The organism is Brevibacillus sp. 7WMA2 (assembly GCF_010748895.1).
In the GTDB taxonomy this organism is placed as follows: Bacteria; Bacillota; Bacilli; order Brevibacillales; family Brevibacillaceae; genus Brevibacillus_B; species Brevibacillus_B halotolerans.
The window spans coordinates 1184432-1203917 of record NZ_CP048799.1 but is presented as its reverse complement, the minus strand read 5'-3'; the positions used below and the strand labels follow the sequence as shown (position 1 = coordinate 1203917).

The 19486-nt window shown below is 40.2% G+C and carries 1 protein-coding gene; it reads left to right on the top strand.

The annotated features are described in order from the left end of the window. Window positions 1-19464 carry a non-ribosomal peptide synthase/polyketide synthase gene (locus GOP56_RS04690; RefSeq protein ID WP_163244669.1) on the top strand — a complete coding sequence of 6488 codons (19464 nt, stop codon included), beginning with the start codon at window positions 1-3 and terminating at the stop codon, window positions 19462-19464. Window positions 19465-19486: the final 22 nt, after the last annotated feature.

Sequence of the window (19486 nt, the reverse complement as noted above, 5' to 3'; positions counted from 1 at the left end):
ATGAAAAAACAAGATAATATTGCAAAAGTGTATCCATTAACTCCGCTCCAAGAGGGCATGTTATTTCATTCTATTTTGGATGAACAAACAAGTGCCTACTATCTCCAGATGACCGCCACGATTCAGGGTGATTTCGATCTTCCATTGTTTCAACAAAGCATGAATAAGCTAATCGAAAACTATGAGGTTCTCCGGACAGCATTTGTATATCAAAATTTACAACGTGCTAGACAAGTAGTGTTTAAAGAGAGAAAAATGCAGGTATATTTTGAGGATATCACGCGTTTTGCAGATGATGAACAAAAAGAATATATTGAAACTTATAAAAACAAAGGGAAAGACCAAGGCTTTCATGTAACGAAGGACGTGCTAATGAGGGCCGCCATTTTTAAAACCGGTGATCACAGCTATCAATTTGTTTGGGCTTTTCATCATATCATCATAGATGGTTGGGGATTAGGAGTTCTTATTCATAAGCTTCTTAGCTATTATGCTGTCTTGAAGGCAAATAAACCAATTCCACGTGAAGTGACTAAGCCATACAGTGAATATATAAAATGGCTAGAGAAGCAAAATAAAGAAGAGGCACTAAAGTATTGGAATCAGTATTTGGAAGGTTATGAACTGCATACGGAATTTCCTAAAAACAAGCCTCAGACTGGTCAGAGAAGCTATGAGCTAAAGGAGACACTTTTTACGTTAGATCAGGAAACAACCAAAAATCTTCAACAGATCGCGAACCGTAATCAGGCAACGTTAAGCAATGTATTCCATGCCGTTTGGAGCGTTTTGGTAAGTAAATATAAAAATACGGAAGATGTTGTATTTGGTTCAGTCGTCTCAGGTAGGCCTCCTGGAATCCAAGGCATTGAAAATATGGTAGGCCTGTTCATCAATACCATTCCGACTCGATTATCTGTCAACCCCTTGCTGTCTTTTCAAGAAGTAATAAACAAGGCACGAGAAAATGCAATTCAATCTACGAAGTATGACTATGCTCCTTTATATGAGATACAAAGTCAGTCAGTGGTAAAACAAGAGCTAATTGACCATCTGGTTACGTTCGAAAATTACCCAGACAACAACATGGATTCTTTGGAGGAAGCCTTGGGATTTCGTATCCGTATTGATAATGGAGAAGAGCAAACAACCTATGACTTAAACGTAGTGGTAGCGGTAGCACCTTGGAACGAGATGATGATTAAATTCAGCTATAATGCTAATGTTTATGATTCAGTTTTTATTACTAGAATGCAAGATCATCTTCAAAACATTGTGACACAGGTCATTAACACCCCTGATATACTCCTCAAGGATATAACAATTCTGACAGAGCAGGAAAAACAACAGCTAGTAGTAGAGTATAATAACACAGCCTCTGACTATCCAAAAACAAAAACAATCTATGAGCTATTCGAGGAGCAGGTTGTTAAAACGCCACATCAAGTAGCAGCCGTATGCCGAGAAAAACAGCTGACTTATCAGGAAGTAAACGAATCCTCCAATCAACTCGCGCATGTTCTAAGAGAGAGAGGGGTTACTGCTAGTAGCGTTGTTTCCATCATGGCAGAGCACTCCTTGGAATTAGTTGTCGGGATACTCGCTATTTTAAAATCTGGAGCTGCTTATTTGCCGATTGATCCAGATTATCCAGAAGATCGAATTCGGTATTTGCTAGAGGATAGTCAAAGCACTTTATTGCTAACCCAACAAACGTTTTCCAATAAAATTGTTGGCCACAATATAGAGAGCCTCTATCTAGACAATCAAGAGCTGTATCAGGGAAGTACCGCTAATCTGAATAATAAAAGCAGCGTGAACGATCTGGCCTATATCATTTATACCTCAGGCTCGACTGGAAATCCGAAGGGAGCAATGATCACTCATCAAGGGCTTGTCAATTATATTTGGTGGGCTAAAAAAGTGTATGTACAAAATGAAATCATTCATTTTCCGCTTTACTCGTCCATTTCGTTTGATTTGACCGTCACATCTATCTTTACCCCACTAGTTTCTGGCAATACGATCTATATTTATGGGGGAGAAGATAAGGTACAGGTTATTCAAGACATCCTCAGAGATAATAAAGTTGGAATCATAAAATTAACCCCTACACATCTAAAACTAATAGAAGAATTCGATGGTACGAATAGTAACATCAGGAGATTTATAGTGGGAGGCGAAAATTTACAAACACAGCTTGCTAGCAAAATAGCTCGTAATTTTGGTGGAACTGTACAAATTATGAATGAATATGGGCCTACGGAAACAGTAGTAGGTTGCATGCTCTATACATTTGATCCGAAACATACCTCTCAAGATTCTGTACCAATCGGGGTCCCAGCAGACAATGTAGAGATCTACTTATTAGACACAGCCTTACAGCCAATGCCAGTTGGTTCGATTGGAGAAATATACATTGCTGGCGATGGTGTTGCTAGAGGCTATTTACATCGAGCTGAATTGACTACAGAAAAATTTATAGAAAATCCCTTTAAACCCCAAGAAAGAATGTATCGAACCGGGGACCTTGCGAGATGGTTGCCAGATGGCAATATGGAATATATGGGAAGAGTGGATCATCAGGTAAAAATACGGGGTCATCGCATAGAGATGGGAGAAATTGAAGCAAAATTAGTCCAGCATGAAATGATCAAAGAAGCTGTCGTCATTGTCGAAAAAGATGAATCAGCGCAGAATGTTCTCTATGCTTACATTGTCTCTGATGCTGAACTGCCTGTATCTGAACTGCGCGAACATATAGGAAGTACTTTGCCAGCTTATATGATCCCTTCTTACTTTATTCGACTGGAAGAAATCCCTTTAACAGCCAATGGTAAAGTGGAGAGAAAGAAATTGCCAAAACCTGATGGCTCAATCCGTACAGGAGTTGAATTTGTAGCACCACGCAACCTTATCGAAGACCAATTGGTAACGATCTGGAAGGGAATATTAAACGTAGATAACATTAGTGTTTTAGATAACTTTTTTGAGTTAGGCGGACATTCTCTGAAGGCAATGACGGTTATTTCTCAAATCTCGAAAGCATTCCATGTTGATTTACCTTTAAAGGTATTATTTGATACACCTACGATTGCTGCCCTTTCTCATTATATAGCTAACACAGAAAGCGGAATGTACTCAGCAATAGAACCAGCGGCATTGCAGGAGTATTATCCGGTCTCCTCTGCTCAAAAGAGAATGTTTATTCTTCATCAGCTTAATGGGGAGAGCGTTAGCTATAACATGCCAGGTGCGCTCATCATGGAAGGGAATTTAGATATACAACGCTTTGAATATGCAATGCAAAGCATAGTAGACCGGCATGAAGCGTTGCGCACTTCCTTTCATTCGATAGAAGGTGAGCCTTCACAAAAGGTACATCCATCTGTGCAAGTAGAAATAGTGAGAATGAATTCTAAGGAAGACCAAATAGAGCAGATTATTAGCGATTTTATTCAACCATTTGATTTATCATTAGCACCATTGCTTCGAGTCGGCTTACTTACATTAGAAGAGCAAAAGCATCTCTTCCTGTTAGATATCCACCATATCGTATCCGATGGAGTATCTATTTCTGTATTTATCGAGGAGTTTATGAAGCTCTATCGTGGTGAGAGCTTGCCTGAGCTACGTATCCAGTATAAGGATTTTGCAGTTTGGCAAAATGAGCTGTTCCGATCCGAGATGTTTGTAAAGCAAGAAAACTATTGGATCAACACATTAAAAGGTGAAATACCGGTACTTCAGCTACCTACGGATTCATCCAGACCCGCTACCCAGAGCTTTGAAGGGGATGGGGTTGACTTTGTTATTTCAAAACAGTTGACTTCAGGGCTCTATGAAATAGCAGCAAGATCAGGAGCTACCCTGTATATGGTGTTGTTGTCGGCTTATAGTGTTCTTTTATCCAAGTATGCGGGCCAGGAAGAAATCGTTATTGGTTCACCCATCGCTGGACGAAGACATGCTGATGTTGAACGAATGATGGGAAGCTTCATTAATACGCTAGCGATGCGAACCTATCCTGAGGCAGGTAAGACAGTATACGAGTTCATTGCTGAAGTGAAACAAATGACATTAGGTGCATTCGAGCATCAAGATTATCCATTTGAAGCCTTAGTAGATAAATTAGATGTACCTCGTGATTTTAGTCGAAATCCGTTATATGATACGATGCTTGTCCTACAAAACATGGATCAAACCACATTGGAGCTAGATCAATTAAGAATAACACCATATGACTTTGTCCATTCCATTTCGAAAGTAGATATGACGCTCTTTGCTTCCGAGGCAGACGGAGAAATTCATTGTAAATTACAATACAGCACAGAGTTATTTAAGCGCGAGACCATTGAGCAGTTCGCCAAGCATTTCCGAATGATCATGCGTGTCTTTACGGAAAATATCGGGATCAAGCTAGCCGAAATTCCTTTATTAACAAAAGAAGAACAAGCTGACCTTCTGACAAGAACATCTGGAATAAAAGCAGATCCTCCACGTGATATGACGATGTATGATTTGTTTGAAGCATGCGTAAACAAATACCCCGTACAAAATGCTGTCGTGTTCGGAAACGATAAACTGACTTATCAGGACCTACATGAAAAGGCAAACCATGTTGCAGCTCTATTACAGGCAAAAGGGGTACGTCCCAATAAGATCGTTGGAATTATGACTCCTCCATCGTTAGAAATGATGGTTGGGATCATGGGGGTTTGGAGAGCAGGTGGAGCTTACCTACCAATCGATTCGGATGCTCCAATAGAGAGAATTACTTATATGCTAGAAGACAGCAAGGTAGACGTTGTTGTAACATTGAACGATTTGTCAAATGCTCTTCCAGCATCAGTAAGTACCCTTGCGCTGGATAAAGCAATGCTGGATCATGAGCTACAGATACCTGCTACAACGAAGGTGAGTTCAGAGGATTTGGCTTATGTAATCTACACATCTGGTACGACCGGAATGCCAAAAGGAGTGCAAATTACTCATCGTAACGTAATAAACTATGTTTTCGCATTTTCGCGTCAGGCTAATGTAACATGGCAAGACAAGACAGTGCTCGTATCTTCCTACGCATTTGACTTAGGCTATACAGGGATTTTCTCTGCTATTTTGTCAGGCAGCCAATTACATTTATTAACAAAGGATGAATATATCAATACCGAACGCTTACTATCGTATATCAGTGAAAATCAAATCACTTATGTTAAATTGACTCCTTCTCTTTTTAGTGTAGTCGTTCAAAGCGAGTCATTCATGAAGACAAATGATTGCGATTCCCTACGTTTGATTGTAATGGGGGGAGAGCCAATTCGAGTGACCGATGTGATGGCATATGTTGATCAATACCCTTCTGCACAGATAATGAATCACTATGGTCCAACAGAGACAACCATTGGGTGCATCACTTCTATATTGCATGCAGATAATTGTGAGGAATTTGCAAACCGACCGTTTATAGGTAGTCCGATTGCTAATACACAGGTATACATTCTTGACGGAAGAGGTCAGATAGTTCCGCCTGGCATTGTTGGAGAGCTATGTATTAGTGGTGAAGGTGTATCTAAAGGATATTTGAACCAGCCTAGTTTAACAGACGAAAAATTTGTTTCAAATCCATTTAACCCCGGGACGATTATGTATCGTACAGGTGATCTTGCGAGATATTTCTCAAATGGAAATATAGAATATGTAGGAAGAGCAGATCAGCAAGTTAAAATTGCCGGGTATCGCATTGAGCTGGGTGAAATTGAAAAACAATTATTACAGCATACATTCATCAAAGAGGCAGTTGTTATTGCTGTACAAGAAGAAGAGTCTCACTCACTGTTTGCTTACTTTGTTTCTGAACAAGAAATTACAGTATCTGATTTGCGAGAGCATGTGGGTAGCATGTTACCCACCTATATGATTCCTTCTTATTTTGTTCGTATGGATAAAATTCCACTTACACCAAATGGCAAGGTAGACCGCAAAGCTCTTCCGAAGCCTACGGGAACCATTATTACAGGCGCAGAATTCGTAGCTCCGAGAAACCATATAGAAATGAAAATAAGTGACATTTGGAGTGAAGTTCTTTCTGTTACCAAATTTGGGGTAGAAGATAACTTTTTTGCATTAGGCGGCCATTCATTAAAAGCAATGAGCATGATTTCTAAATTAAACAAGGCATTTCAGATAGAGGTACCATTTAAAACAATTTTTGAAAATCCGACAATTGCTACATTGGCTACATACATTTCCCAAGCTGAAAAAAGCGATTATGTGGATATTCAACCGGCTCCGCTGCAAGAATATTATCCTGTATCTTCAGCCCAAAAGAGAATGTATATCCTGCGTCAGTTAGCTGGAGCTGATCTTAGCTATAATATGCCAGGTGTAATGTATATTGACGGGAAGCTGGATGTACAACGGCTTGAGCTAGCAATGAAGGCACTCGTTCAACGGCATGAAACGCTGCGAACTTCCTTCCACTCCGTTAATGGTGAAATTGTTCAACGTATACATGAAGAGATCGACTTTTCCATATCTTACTGGTCATCAACTGAAGATCAACTAGATACCCTGATTACAAACTTTATGCAGCCATTCGATCTTTCACTTGCACCGCTATTACGTACTGGAGTAGTCAAATTAACAGAAGAACGTCATCTTTTCTTAGTAGATATGCATCATATTATAGCGGACGGTGTTTCCTTAGGAATTTTTATCAAGGAATTTGTTCAACTATACCAAGGAGAGGAATTGACGGAGCTTCGTTTGCAGTATAAGGATTTTGCTGCTTGGCAGAATGAATGGTTTGAAACTGGTGTATTAAATAAACAGGAGACGTATTGGCTTACTACTTTTGCAGGAGAAGTCCCTCTTCTGAATTTGTCGACTGATTTCCCGCGTCCGCTTGTGAAAAGCTTTGAGGGGGATCGATTTGTTTTTGGTACAGGCACGAACCTGATGCAGGATTTATATCGAGTTGCAAATGAGACAGAGACAACTCTGTACATGGTCTTATTAGCAGCCTATAATATCTTCCTTTCTAGGTATTCTGGTCAAGAGGATATTATTGTTGGTTCGCCTATTGCCGGCAGAACTCATGCTGATGTAGATCAAATAGTAGGAATGTTTGTAAATACTTTGGCTTTACGAAATTATCCGGTTGGAACAAAACCGTTTAGAGAATTTATCGGGGAAGTAAAGCATAATACCTTACAGGCCTATGAAAATCAGGACTACCCATTTGAGGTGTTAGTCGAAAAATTGGATGTACATCGTGAATTGGGTCGAAACCCATTATTTGACACGCTTTTCATTTTACAAAATACGGACAAAAAGATCTTTGAGATTGATAAGTTAACTTTCCATCCCTATATTACAGATGTTACCCAAGCAAAATTCGATCTCACTTTAGAAGCAACAGAAGAGAATAGGGAAATCGTATTCTGCCTCGAATATTGCTCTAAGCTCTTTAAGAGGGAAACCATTGAACGTATGGCGTCTCATTTCTTACAAATTATACGAGCAGTAACTGAGAATCCAGAGGTCACTTTATCTGAAATCAATATGCTTACATTAGAAGAACAACAACAGGTACTTGTTGATTTTAATGATAATCACGTGTCATATCCTACAGGAACAATTCAGAGCTTCTTTGAAGAACAGGTAGAACGAACACCTGACCATATCGCACTTTGTTATGCAGGCCAAACATTGACGTATCGCCAGTTAAATGAGAAAGCTAACCAACTGGCAATGTTTTTGCGAAATAAAGGAGTACAACCTAATCAAATTGTAGGGATCATGGCAGAACGATCCTTTGAAATGATTTTCGCGATTTACGGGGTGTTAAAAGCAGGAGCAGCTTATTTGCCTATTGATCCAGCTTATCCACAAGATCGTATCCAATATTTGCTTGAGGATAGCGGTGCTTCCATACTCTTGATTCAATCGCATCTGATGAAACAACTCCCAACTGATATCGAATGGATAAACCTTGGGGATGAGCACATTTATGTAGGAAGTGGCGAGAATCTATTCAACGTAAATCAAGCATCTGACCTGGCTTATCTCATTTACACATCCGGTACGACAGGCAAACCAAAAGGAGTCATGATAGAACACCAGTCTGTTATCAATTGCTTGCTGTATCGAAAAGAGGAGTATGGCTTTAGCCCTAATGATAAGATTTTGCAGATTTTCTCATTTGCCTTTGATGGATTCGTTGCTAGTCTGTTCCCTCCTATGATGGGAGGAGCGATTTCTGTCTTACCTAGAGAGGAAGAGGCCAAAGACCCATTTGCTCTTAGAAATGTAATAGCAGGTGAAAATATAACGCATTACCATGGCGTGCCTAGTTTGTTTCATGCCATTCTGGATTGCTCAACAGCCGAGGATCTAGATTCGTTGGGTAACGTTTCGCTAGGGGGAGAAAAAATAACTCCTCAGCTTGTACAAAAGGTCCAGCAAATAAATCCTGCAATCGAAATTAATAATGAATATGGTCCAACAGAGAATAGTGTTATTACAACAATTAAGCGCTCAATTGAGGTAGGGGAAACAATTACAATTGGCCGTCCTATTGCCAATGTAGCCGTGTATATTCTTGATAGCAATCATCTGTTACAGCCAGTTGGGGTAATCGGTGAATTGTGCATCGGCGGCCGAGGCTTAGCAAGAGGTTATTTAAATCGCCCAGACCTTACAGAAGAAAAATTTGTGCCTAATCCATTCGTTCCAGGTGAACAAATGTATAAAACGGGTGATTATGCGAAATGGTTACCAGATGGCACGATTGAATATATTGGCAGGATGGATGAACAGGTTAAAATTAGGGGCTATCGAATTGAGATTGGCGAGATCGAAAAGGCTATTCTGACATTCGATCTGATCAATGAGGCAGTTGTTGTCATTTCAGAGGATTCAACCGAGCAACAGTTATTAATAGCCTACTTTACAGCAGAAGAGAAGATCACATTAGCTGAACTGAGAGCGCATCTAGCAAAGGCATTACCTGATTACATGATTCCAACCTATTTTGTGCAGCTAGAGGCTTTCCCTACAACTCCAAATGGAAAAATGGATCGTAGAGGATTACCTAAGCCAGAAGGTGATCCGATACTAGGGACAATCTATGTAGCTGCTAGAAATGCAACTGAATCCAGGTTAGTCGAGATTTGGCAGAATGTGCTGGGACTTGCGAGAATTGGTGTGAATGATAGCTTTTTTGATATAGGCGGTCATTCATTAAGAGCTATGACAGTGATGTCGCTTGTGCATAAGGAATGTGGCGTAGAATTGCCTTTGAAGGTGTTATTTGAAAAATCTACAATTGCCCAATTAGCTACATTCATTGATCAGGCTGCGAAAAGTAAGTATGTCCCTATTCAAGCTGTTTCGCCAAAAGAGTATTACCCGGTGTCATCTGCGCAAAAAAGGATGTATATCCTTCGTCAGTTTGATGGAGCAGGAACCATTTACAACATGCCAAATGCGCTTTACATGGAGGGCAAGCTAGACTATTTACGCTTTGAAGAGACTCTACAGCAATTAATAAACCGACATGAGGCATTGCGAACCTCCTTCCATTCTGTAAACGGTGAACCAATGCAACGTGTACATCAGTCAGTTGAACTTCCCATTTTCTATAGCGAAGCCTCGATAGATCAAGTAGATCAGCTTGTAGATGAATTCATTCAAATGTTTGATCTTGAAGTAGCTCCTTTATTACGGATTGGGCTCATCAAATTAGAGGAAGAAAAACATCTTTTCGTAATGGATATGCACCATATTATCTCAGATGGGGTATCAGCAGGAATCTTATTTGAGGAATTTGCAACGCTATATCGTGGGGAGAGTTTGCCAGAACTTCAGATTCAATATAAGGACTTCGCTGTTTGGCAAAATGAATTATTCGCGTCGGACGCCATCAAAAAACAGGAATCCTACTGGACAAACACATTTGCTGGTGAAATCCCTGTTCTCCATTTACCAACCGATTATTCTAGACCTACTGTACAGAGCTTTGATGGGGACCAAGTTATTTTTCATACCGGAAAGAAAGTAACGGAGGATTTATACAAGCTGGCGAGTGAAACTTCAACAACATTGTTTATGGTACTGTTAGCTGCATTTCATGTCCTACTCTCAAAGTACTCTGGTCAAGAAGAAATCGTGATAGGGTCGCCCATTGCTGGTAGAGTTCATCCTGATACAGAAAAAGTAATGGGTATGTTCGTAAATACATTAGCGTTGAAAAACAATCCAAGTGCTCAGAAGTCTTTCAAAGCATTTTTAACAGAAGTAAAACAAAATACATTGGAAGCCTATGAAAATCAGGATTATCCATTTGAATCACTTGTCGAAAAATTAGAAATACAAAGGGACTTAGGGCGAAATCCTTTGTTTGACATTATGTTTATTTTGCAAAATATGGAGAAAAAAGCGTTTGTACTAGATGATCTACAAATAACACCTCATGTTACACAAAGGGGCTATTCAAAATTCGATTTGACATTAGAAGCAAACGAAGAGTCATCTGGCTTACAGTTCTCGCTCGTATTTAGTACGAGGTTGTTCAAGAAGGAAAGCATCGAAAGAATGGCTGGTCATTTCCTGCAAATACTCGATACTATTACGAAACAACCAGAATTAGCCTTGTCAGAGGTCAGCTTGTTATCTGTAGAAGAAAAGCATCAAATTCTTGGTGAATTTAACGAAACATCAACAGACTATCCTAGAATGCTCACCATTCATCAATGGTTCGAGGAGCAAGTAGAGAAGCATCCAGATCATATAGCTGTTGTAGCAGAGGGCAATACATTAACGTATCGAGAGTTAAATAATAGGGCAAATCAAATTGCACGTATACTTCGCCAAAAGGGTGTTGTGGCAAATGACGTTGTCGGTCTTTTAGCTGACCAATCACATGAGATGATTGTAGGAATCATGGGAATTCTTAAAGCAGGAGGAGCTTATCTCGGCATTGATCCTGAGTATCCATCTGAACGAATTTCTTACATGATGGAAGATTGCCAAGTTAGCATTGTTCTTTCCCTGCGTCATTTGGCTCTCCGACTTCAGGAAGAAGCGGACATAATTTTACTAGATGATGAGAGCTTGTATCAAGAGGAGCTGACTAATCTTCAAAGTATTTCACGTCCAGGTGATTTAGCTTATATCATGTACACGTCTGGTTCGACTGGTAAGCCAAAAGGCGTAATGGTTGAACATCGAAATGTGATTCGCCTTGTCATACATGCTAATTATGTTCAGGTGAGACCAGAAGATCGAATGATTCAAACAGGTGCTATTGGATTTGATGCTATGACATTCGAAATTTTTGGAGCATTGCTGCATGGAGCGCGTTTATACCTTGTTCATAAGGATATCTTGTTGGATTCAGCGTTATTAGCTGGCTTCCTACAAGCAAATCAAATTACAACGATGTGGCTTACATCGCCGTTATTCAATCAATTATCACAAGACAATGAGAGCATGTTTGCCAGTCTTACAGATTTAATTGTCGGGGGAGATGTCCTATCGCCTAAACACATCAACAAGGTAAAACAAATCAATCCCCAGCTTGTAATTTGGAATGGCTATGGGCCAACGGAGAACACCACCTTCTCAACATGCTTTAGAATTGATGAGGAATTCCTCGATAACATACCGATTGGTAAACCAATAAGCAACTCGACTGCCTATATCCTTGATAACTATAATCACCTGCAACCAATCGGGGTTCCAGGAGAGCTATGTGTAGGAGGAGAAGGCGTTGCTAGGGGATACATGAACAAGCCTGAGTTAACAGCCGAAAAATTCGTGTCTAACCCATTTGTTCCAGGAGAGCGAATGTATCGGACAGGCGATTTGGCTAGATGGTTGCCTAATGGAACAATTGAATATTTAGGACGAATTGATCAACAGGTAAAAATTAGAGGATTCCGAATTGAAATTGGTGAGATTGAATCTGTTCTTGCTAGACAAGATAAGGTGAAGGAGTCTGTCATAACTGTAGTAGAGGACAAGCTTGGTCAAAAAGCATTATGTGCCTATTACGTTTCAGAGGATGCTGCTGTTATACCACAATTGCGTGAACAGCTAGCTCAAGAGCTGCCATCCTATATGGTTCCTACTTTTTTTGTCCATCTGGAGAAAATGCCGCTTACAGGAAATGGAAAGGTAGATCGTAGAGCATTACCGATACCAGATGGTGACCTACGTGCAGGGACAGAATACCTAGCTCCAAGCAATCAGATCGAGGAAAAATTAGTTGAGATTTGGAAAAATGTATTAGGTGTCTCCAAGATCGGGGTTATGGACAATTTCTTTGAATTGGGAGGACATTCCTTAAAAGCTATGACCGTAATTTCCTTTGTGCATAAGGTGTTTCATGCTGAATTACCTTTAAAAATTCTTTTTGAATCACCAACAATTTATGCACTAGCCGCCTATATTACTGGTGTAGAAAAAGGAAAGTACGTAGCCATTCAGCAAGCTGTCAAAGCCGATTTTTATCCCGTTTCCTCTGCACAAAAACGGATGTATATCCTTCATCAATTTGAAGGCTCTGGTATCAGTTATAACGTTCCAGGCGTGCTGTTCATCGAGGGTTGCTTGGATGACAAGCGTTTTGACTATGCGATGAGAAGTTTGGTCAACCGACATGAGGCACTGCGGACATCCTTTAAAACGATCAATGGTGATCCTGTTCAGATTATTCATGATCATGTAGACTTTGCCGTTGCTTATCAAGAGGCGGCAGAGGATCAAGTCGAACAAATCGTGGATGAATTTATTCAACCATTTGATTTGGAAATAGCTCCATTATTTAGAATAAGTCTTGTTCGTCTATCAGAAAAACGACATCTCTTCTTAATGGATATGCATCATATCATTTCTGACGGTGTATCTATGCAGATTATCATCAAGGAATTCGCCCAGTTGTATAATGGACAGCATCTGCCTGACTCTAAGATTCAGTATAAAGACTTTGCTGTATGGCAAAATGAGCTGTTCCAATCTGAAGTGATTCAGAAGCAAGAAGCGTTTTGGCTCGATACATTTGCAGGCGAATTGCCAATTCTAAATCTTGAAACTGATTTCCAGAGACCTTCTGTGCAAAGCTTTGAAGGTGACCATATCCTTTTTAACACTGGAAAACAGCTAATGGCTGAATTGCAGAATCTGTCTAATGAGACGAAAGCAACCTTGTATATGCTTTTGTTGGCAGCTTACAACGTGCTTTTGTCCAAATACACGGGTCAAGAAGAGATTGTCATTGGTACACCAATTGCTGGTAGATCACACGCAGATGTAGAAAATATTGTGGGTATGTTTGTCAATACGTTAGCCCTGAAAAACAGACCATTCAGTGAGTTAACATTCCGTGAATTTATAGCCCAAGTGAAGGAAAATGCACTAGAGGCTTACCAAAATCAAGATTATCCCTTTGAAAGCCTTGTAGATAAGCTACAAATCCGACGTGATTTAAGTAGAAATCCAGTGTTTGACACTATGTTTAGCTTGGGTAAAACAGACTCAATTGGATTTGAGCTAGATGGACTCCGCTATATCCCTTATAAAATGAAAGGAGAAGTAGCTAAATTTGATATCTCATTGGATGCCTTTGAAATGCAGGATGACATTCAGCTTCAATTTAGCTATTGCACCAAATTATTCAGAAAAGATACCATCGAGCGTTGGGCAATCCACTATACTCAAATTTTACAGTCTATCGTTACGAATCCAGATAAAAAGCTTTCGGAAATCAGCATATTGTCAGAGTCAGAAAAAAATCAAATTGTTTTTGACTTCAATGCAACCAAGGCGTCTTATCGAATGAATAAAATGTTCCACCAGTCATTCGAGGAGCAGGTTGAGAAAACTCCTAACAATCTTGCTGTTATTTGTGAAAATGAACAGCTAACCTATCAGGAGTTAAATACGAAAGCAAACCAACTAGCACGCGTATTACGACAAAAGGGAGTTAGACCCGAGCGGACTGTAGGCATTATGGTAGATCGATCGCTGCATATGGTCGTTGGTATGTTAGCCGTATTAAAAGCAGGTGGAGCTTATGTCCCAATTGATATGGATTATCCTCAAGATCGTACGGAATTTATGCTCAAGGATAGCAATGCGATGCTGTTGCTTACCTTGCAAAATCTAGCAGAGCAGCTTGCATTTGCAAATGAGATTTTGTATTTGGATCAAGCTGGAAATTACCAAGGTGATGGTACTAATTTACTGAATGTCACTGAAAAACATCATATGGCTTACATTATTTATACTTCTGGGACAACGGGTAAACCAAAAGGAGTCGTAATCGAGCATCAGAGTTATATCAACATAGCATTTGCATGGAGAGAGAAGTATCACCTAGAGACATTCCCTGTTCGGTTGCTTCAGATGGCCAGCTTCTCTTTTGACGTATCTGCTGGCGATTTTGCTAGAGCTTTACTTCATGGCGGACAATTGGTGATATGCCCAAATGAGGTAAAACTTGATCCAGCTTCCCTTTATGACATGTTAAATAGATACCAAATAACAATTTTTGAATCAACACCAGCTCTAGCTGTACCTTTGATGGAATATATTTATGAACATAAGCTAGATATTAGTCATATGAAACTCTTAATTATCGGAGCAGATAGCTGCTCGATGGAGGATTACAGCTTGCTACTTGGTAAATTTGGTCACTCCATTCGAATCATTAACAGCTATGGTGTTACAGAGGCCTGCATCGATTCTAGTTATTTTGAACAACCGTTAGAACTTCTGCCTTCAGTGGGAACCGCACCAATTGGTAAACCGCTTCCTAACACCACAATGTATATCATGGATCACAATGGAGGGCTGGTACCAATCGGAGTAGTAGGGGAATTATGCATTGGAGGAGCGGGGGTTGCCCGAGAATATCTAAATCGACCAGAGCTTACTGCTGAGAAATTTGTGGAGAATCCGTTTGTACCTAGAGAGAAGCTATATCGGTCAGGAGATGTAGCAAAGTGGTTACCTGATGGAAATATAGAGTTCCTTGGCCGAATCGATCATCAAGTAAAGATCAGGGGAGTTAGGATCGAGCTTGGTGAGATTGAGTCACAAATGCGGAAGCTTGATGGCCTCAGAGAAGTAGTGGTTGTAGCGAAGGAAGATCAAGCAAAGGAAAAATTCCTCTGCGCATATATGGTCACAGATAGAGAGGTAAGCACAGCGGAAATACGTGCCCATTTAACAACTCAGCTACCAATCGCGATGATTCCTACTACGTTTATTTCACTTGAGGCGATGCCATTAACCGCAAATGGAAAAATTGATAAGCGTTCCTTACCAGATCCGCATCATGCTTTATTTACTAGCACTTACGTTGCTCCTCAAACACCACTGGAATTACAGCTTGCTACGGTTTGGCAACAAGTTTTAGGCATCGAGCGAGTTGGAAGCAAGGATGATTTCTTCGCACTTGGTGGTCATTCTCTACGTGCTATGATGGTTATTTCTCACATGCATAAAGAGTATCAACTCGATATTCCTTTACGTGTTCTATTTGAAAAACCAACGATTGAAGAAATAGCGCAATACCTAGAAAGAGAGCGCACGAAGCAGATCATTTCGATCCTACCTGCTACAAAGCAAGACTACTATCCAGTCTCAGCAGCACAACGAAGAATGTTTATTCTTACTCAGTTTGATGGGGTAGATATCAGCTATAACATGCCTTCTATCATATTGCTGGAAGGAAAACTCGATTTAGCAAAACTAGAAACAGCGTTTAAAGGTTTAATCAACCGTCATGAGAGCCTACGCACATCCTTCGAGTTAGTGAATGGTTCTCCTGTACAGAAAATTCATACAGCAGTTGATTTTGCTATTACCCATCAGGTAGCTGTTGACGAAGAACTGGAAGAGATCATTGACGAGTTTATTAAACCATTCCAGCTAAATATGGCACCATTGCTTCGCGTCAAGCTTGTTCAAACCCGATTGGATCGTTATTTGTTACTGGTAGATATGCATCACATCATTTCTGATGGAGTATCATCTGGGATCATCATCAATGAATTAGTGGAATTGTATCAGGGGCATACGTTACCAGCGCTTGCGATTCAATATAAGGACTTTTCTGTATGGCAGCATGAACAGTCTCAGACAGCTATGTATAAAAAACAGGAAGAGCACTGGGTTCAAACATTTGCAGATGAAATCCCTGTGTTAAATTTACCGACAGATTTTCCAAGACCTACTACACAAAGCTTTGAAGGTGATTTAATCACAATGGGAACAGGCAAAGAGCTCCAGGAAGGCTTGTATAAAATAGCTACCGATACAGGTACCACTCTCTATATGGTCTTGTTAGCGGCATATAATGTGCTGCTTTCCAAATATTCCGGTCAAGAGGATCTGATTGTGGGTACTCCGGTTACAGGCCGATCGCATGTTGATTTACAGAGCACTGTTGGGATGTTTGTCAATACTTTGGCCATGCGAAATAAACCAGTTAGATCAAAATCCTTTAGGGAGTTTTTATTAGAAGTAAAACTAAATGCATTGCGAGCCTATGAGAATCAGGATTATCCATTTGAAGAGATGGTGGAGAAACTGCAACTACAACGTGAAGTAAGTAGAAATCCAATGTTTGATACCATGTTTACTCTCCAAAACAGAGGCGAAGAGGCAATAGAAGTAGACGAGCTACGATTTGTCGGCTATGAAGGAGACAATAAATCAAAGCACTCTAAATTCGATCTAACCTTAATCGCTACTGAAGAAAGTGACCAAATCATGATTAGTGTGGAATATTGCACGAAATTGTACCAGTCCGAAACGATTGAACGATTCCTGGCTAATTTCCTCCAGATCATGAGAGCCATCATAGATAATCCTGATGTGAAATTAGCTGCTATCGAAATGCTGACGAATGAAGAGAAAAACCGGCTTTTATTCGAGTTTACTAACACAGAGAAAAACGACCAGCCGGATACAACGATTCATCAGCTTTTTGAAGAACAGGTAAGAAAAACACCTGATCAAGTAGCACTTATTTGGAACAAGCAGAAAGTAACATATCAAAAGCTAAATGAAAAAGCCAATCAGTTAGCGCGTACATTACGTAATAAAGGAGTCGTTGCTAATCAGCTAGTAGCGATTATGGCAGAACGTTCCGTTGAAATGATTATTGGCGTATTGGGAATCTTGAAAGCTGGGGCGGCGTATGTTCCTATTGATCCAGCTTATCCTATTGACCGGATTGAATATGTCTTACAGGATAGCGGTGGAACTCTTTTGCTGACACAGTCCCATTTGAGCTATAGCTCATCAGCTAATATAACGAGGCTGGATTTAGACGAGCAGAAGAATTATGTATCCGATGGGACGAATGTAAAAGCGATTAACAAACCAACAGACCTGGCCTACGTAATCTATACCTCAGGTACAACGGGACAGCCTAAAGGTGTTATGATTGAACATCGGTCCATTGTGAACTGCCTGCAATGGAGAAGAGACGAGTATGCCTTTACTCCAAAGGATAAAGCGTTGCAGATCTTCTCATTTGCTTTTGATGGATTTGTTGCCAGTCTGTTTGCCCCCATGCTTGGAGGAGCTACTTCGATCTTACCAAGAGAAGAAGAAGCAAAAGATCCATTTGCTTTGCGAAAATTGCTTGCTTCTGAATCGATCACTCATTACTATGGCGTTCCAAGTCTATTTAATGCCATCGTGGATAGTGCTACAACAGAGGATCTTAGCAAGTTACGTTGTGTCACTCTTGGAGGAGAGAAATTATCTTTGCAACTTGTACAAAAGATTAAACAAAAAAATCCTGCTATTGAGATTAACAATGAGTATGGACCTACCGAGAATAGTGTAGTTACGACGATTCAAAGAGCAATTGAAGTAGACCAAGCGATTACAATTGGTCATCCGCTTGCCAATGTAGCTGTCTATATTGTTAATGCCGAGCATCATTTGCAGCCTATCGGTGTAGTAGGTGAGCTATGCATAGCAGGACGTGGCCTAGCCAGAGGTTATTTAAATCGATCAGAATTGACAGAAGAGAAGTTCGTTCGTAATCCATTCGTACCTGGGGAACGCATGTACAAAACAGGTGACTTAGCCAAATGGCGTCCAGATGGAACGATAGAGTATGTTGGCCGTGTAGATGAGCAAGTCAAGGTACGAGGTTTCCGCATTGAGATAGGAGAGATTGAATCTACCATCCTCCAGTATCAAGGTGTTGGGGAGGTAGTGGTCACTGCTCAAGAGGATCAACATGCACAGCAATATTTATGTGCATACTTTGTAGCTGACACGGAAGTTGTTCTGGCTGATTTGAGAAAATTTGTTTCCAAGGCACTGCCTGCATATATGGTTCCTACCTATTTCGTACAGCTTATGAATCTACCGACTACTGCTAATGGAAAAGTAGATAAGAGAGCATTGCCAATGCCTCAAAATGTAGGCGTTGTAGGAAGAGAATATGTTGCTCCTAGCAGCATGATAGAGGAACAATTGGCCGCTATTTGGCAAGAAGTATTAGAAGTAGAGCAAATTGGCATCACCGATCATTTCTTTGAAATCGGGGGACATTCCTTAAAAGCAATGCTTCTCATATCAAAGGTGTATGAGTACATGCAGGAAGAGTTGCCTTTGCATCTCGTATTCCAGCAACCAACGATTCAAAAAATGGCAGAATTTATCTTGCATAAGCAGTACGAGCAAAACGCGGGTCACCCCATTCTATTAAATAACAAAACAATTCGATCTGTATTTAGCTTTACACCGATTGGAGCCCACAGCACCTTCTATCAAAAGCTTGCTAAAGAAATCCATGATGTTTCTTTGTATAGCTTTGACTTCATAGAGGCCGAGAATCGCATCGAGCAGTATATCAATGCCATGATACAGATTGATTCTGAGGGCCCGTACACGTTGATGGGGTATTCCTCTGGCGGTAACTTAGCTTTTGAAGTTGCTAAAGAATTGGAAAACCAAGGACATCAGGTGTCAAGCATTATACTATTTGATTCTTATTGGAAGGAGAAAGAAATCGAGCAAACAGCTATTGAAGCAAGAAAAGAAATAGAAGCCTTCTTCACAGAAATAGGAACTCATAACGAGATGTTTAATATGACAAGAGAGGATCTTGAGCTGTTCGTAACCAACGATTTTGTCAAACAAAGCTTTATTCAAAACATGCTCAGCTATCTGATGTTTTACAACCAATTGGTAAATGAAGGCAGGATAAAGGCTCCAATTCATCTTATCCAATCCGAGTATGAATCAGAAAACATAGCGGCCTATGAGGCTGAGAAATGGAATGAGGAAGTGTGGGCACAAGCATCTGAGCAATTTATAAACTATCGTGGCTATGGGGAACATTCGAAAATGCTTAGCGGTGAACAGATTCCTAAAAATGCTTCCATGCTCGAAAGCATTCTCCAAGAGATTTTTGTCCTGAAGTAAATGTTGTACCGATGAAAGTTTC

Excerpts from the sequence above, each read along its gene's own strand:
- GOP56_RS04690 (WP_163244669.1), top strand. The coding sequence starts at position 1 with ATGAAAAAACAAGATAATATTGCAAAAGTGTATCCATTAACTCCGCTC.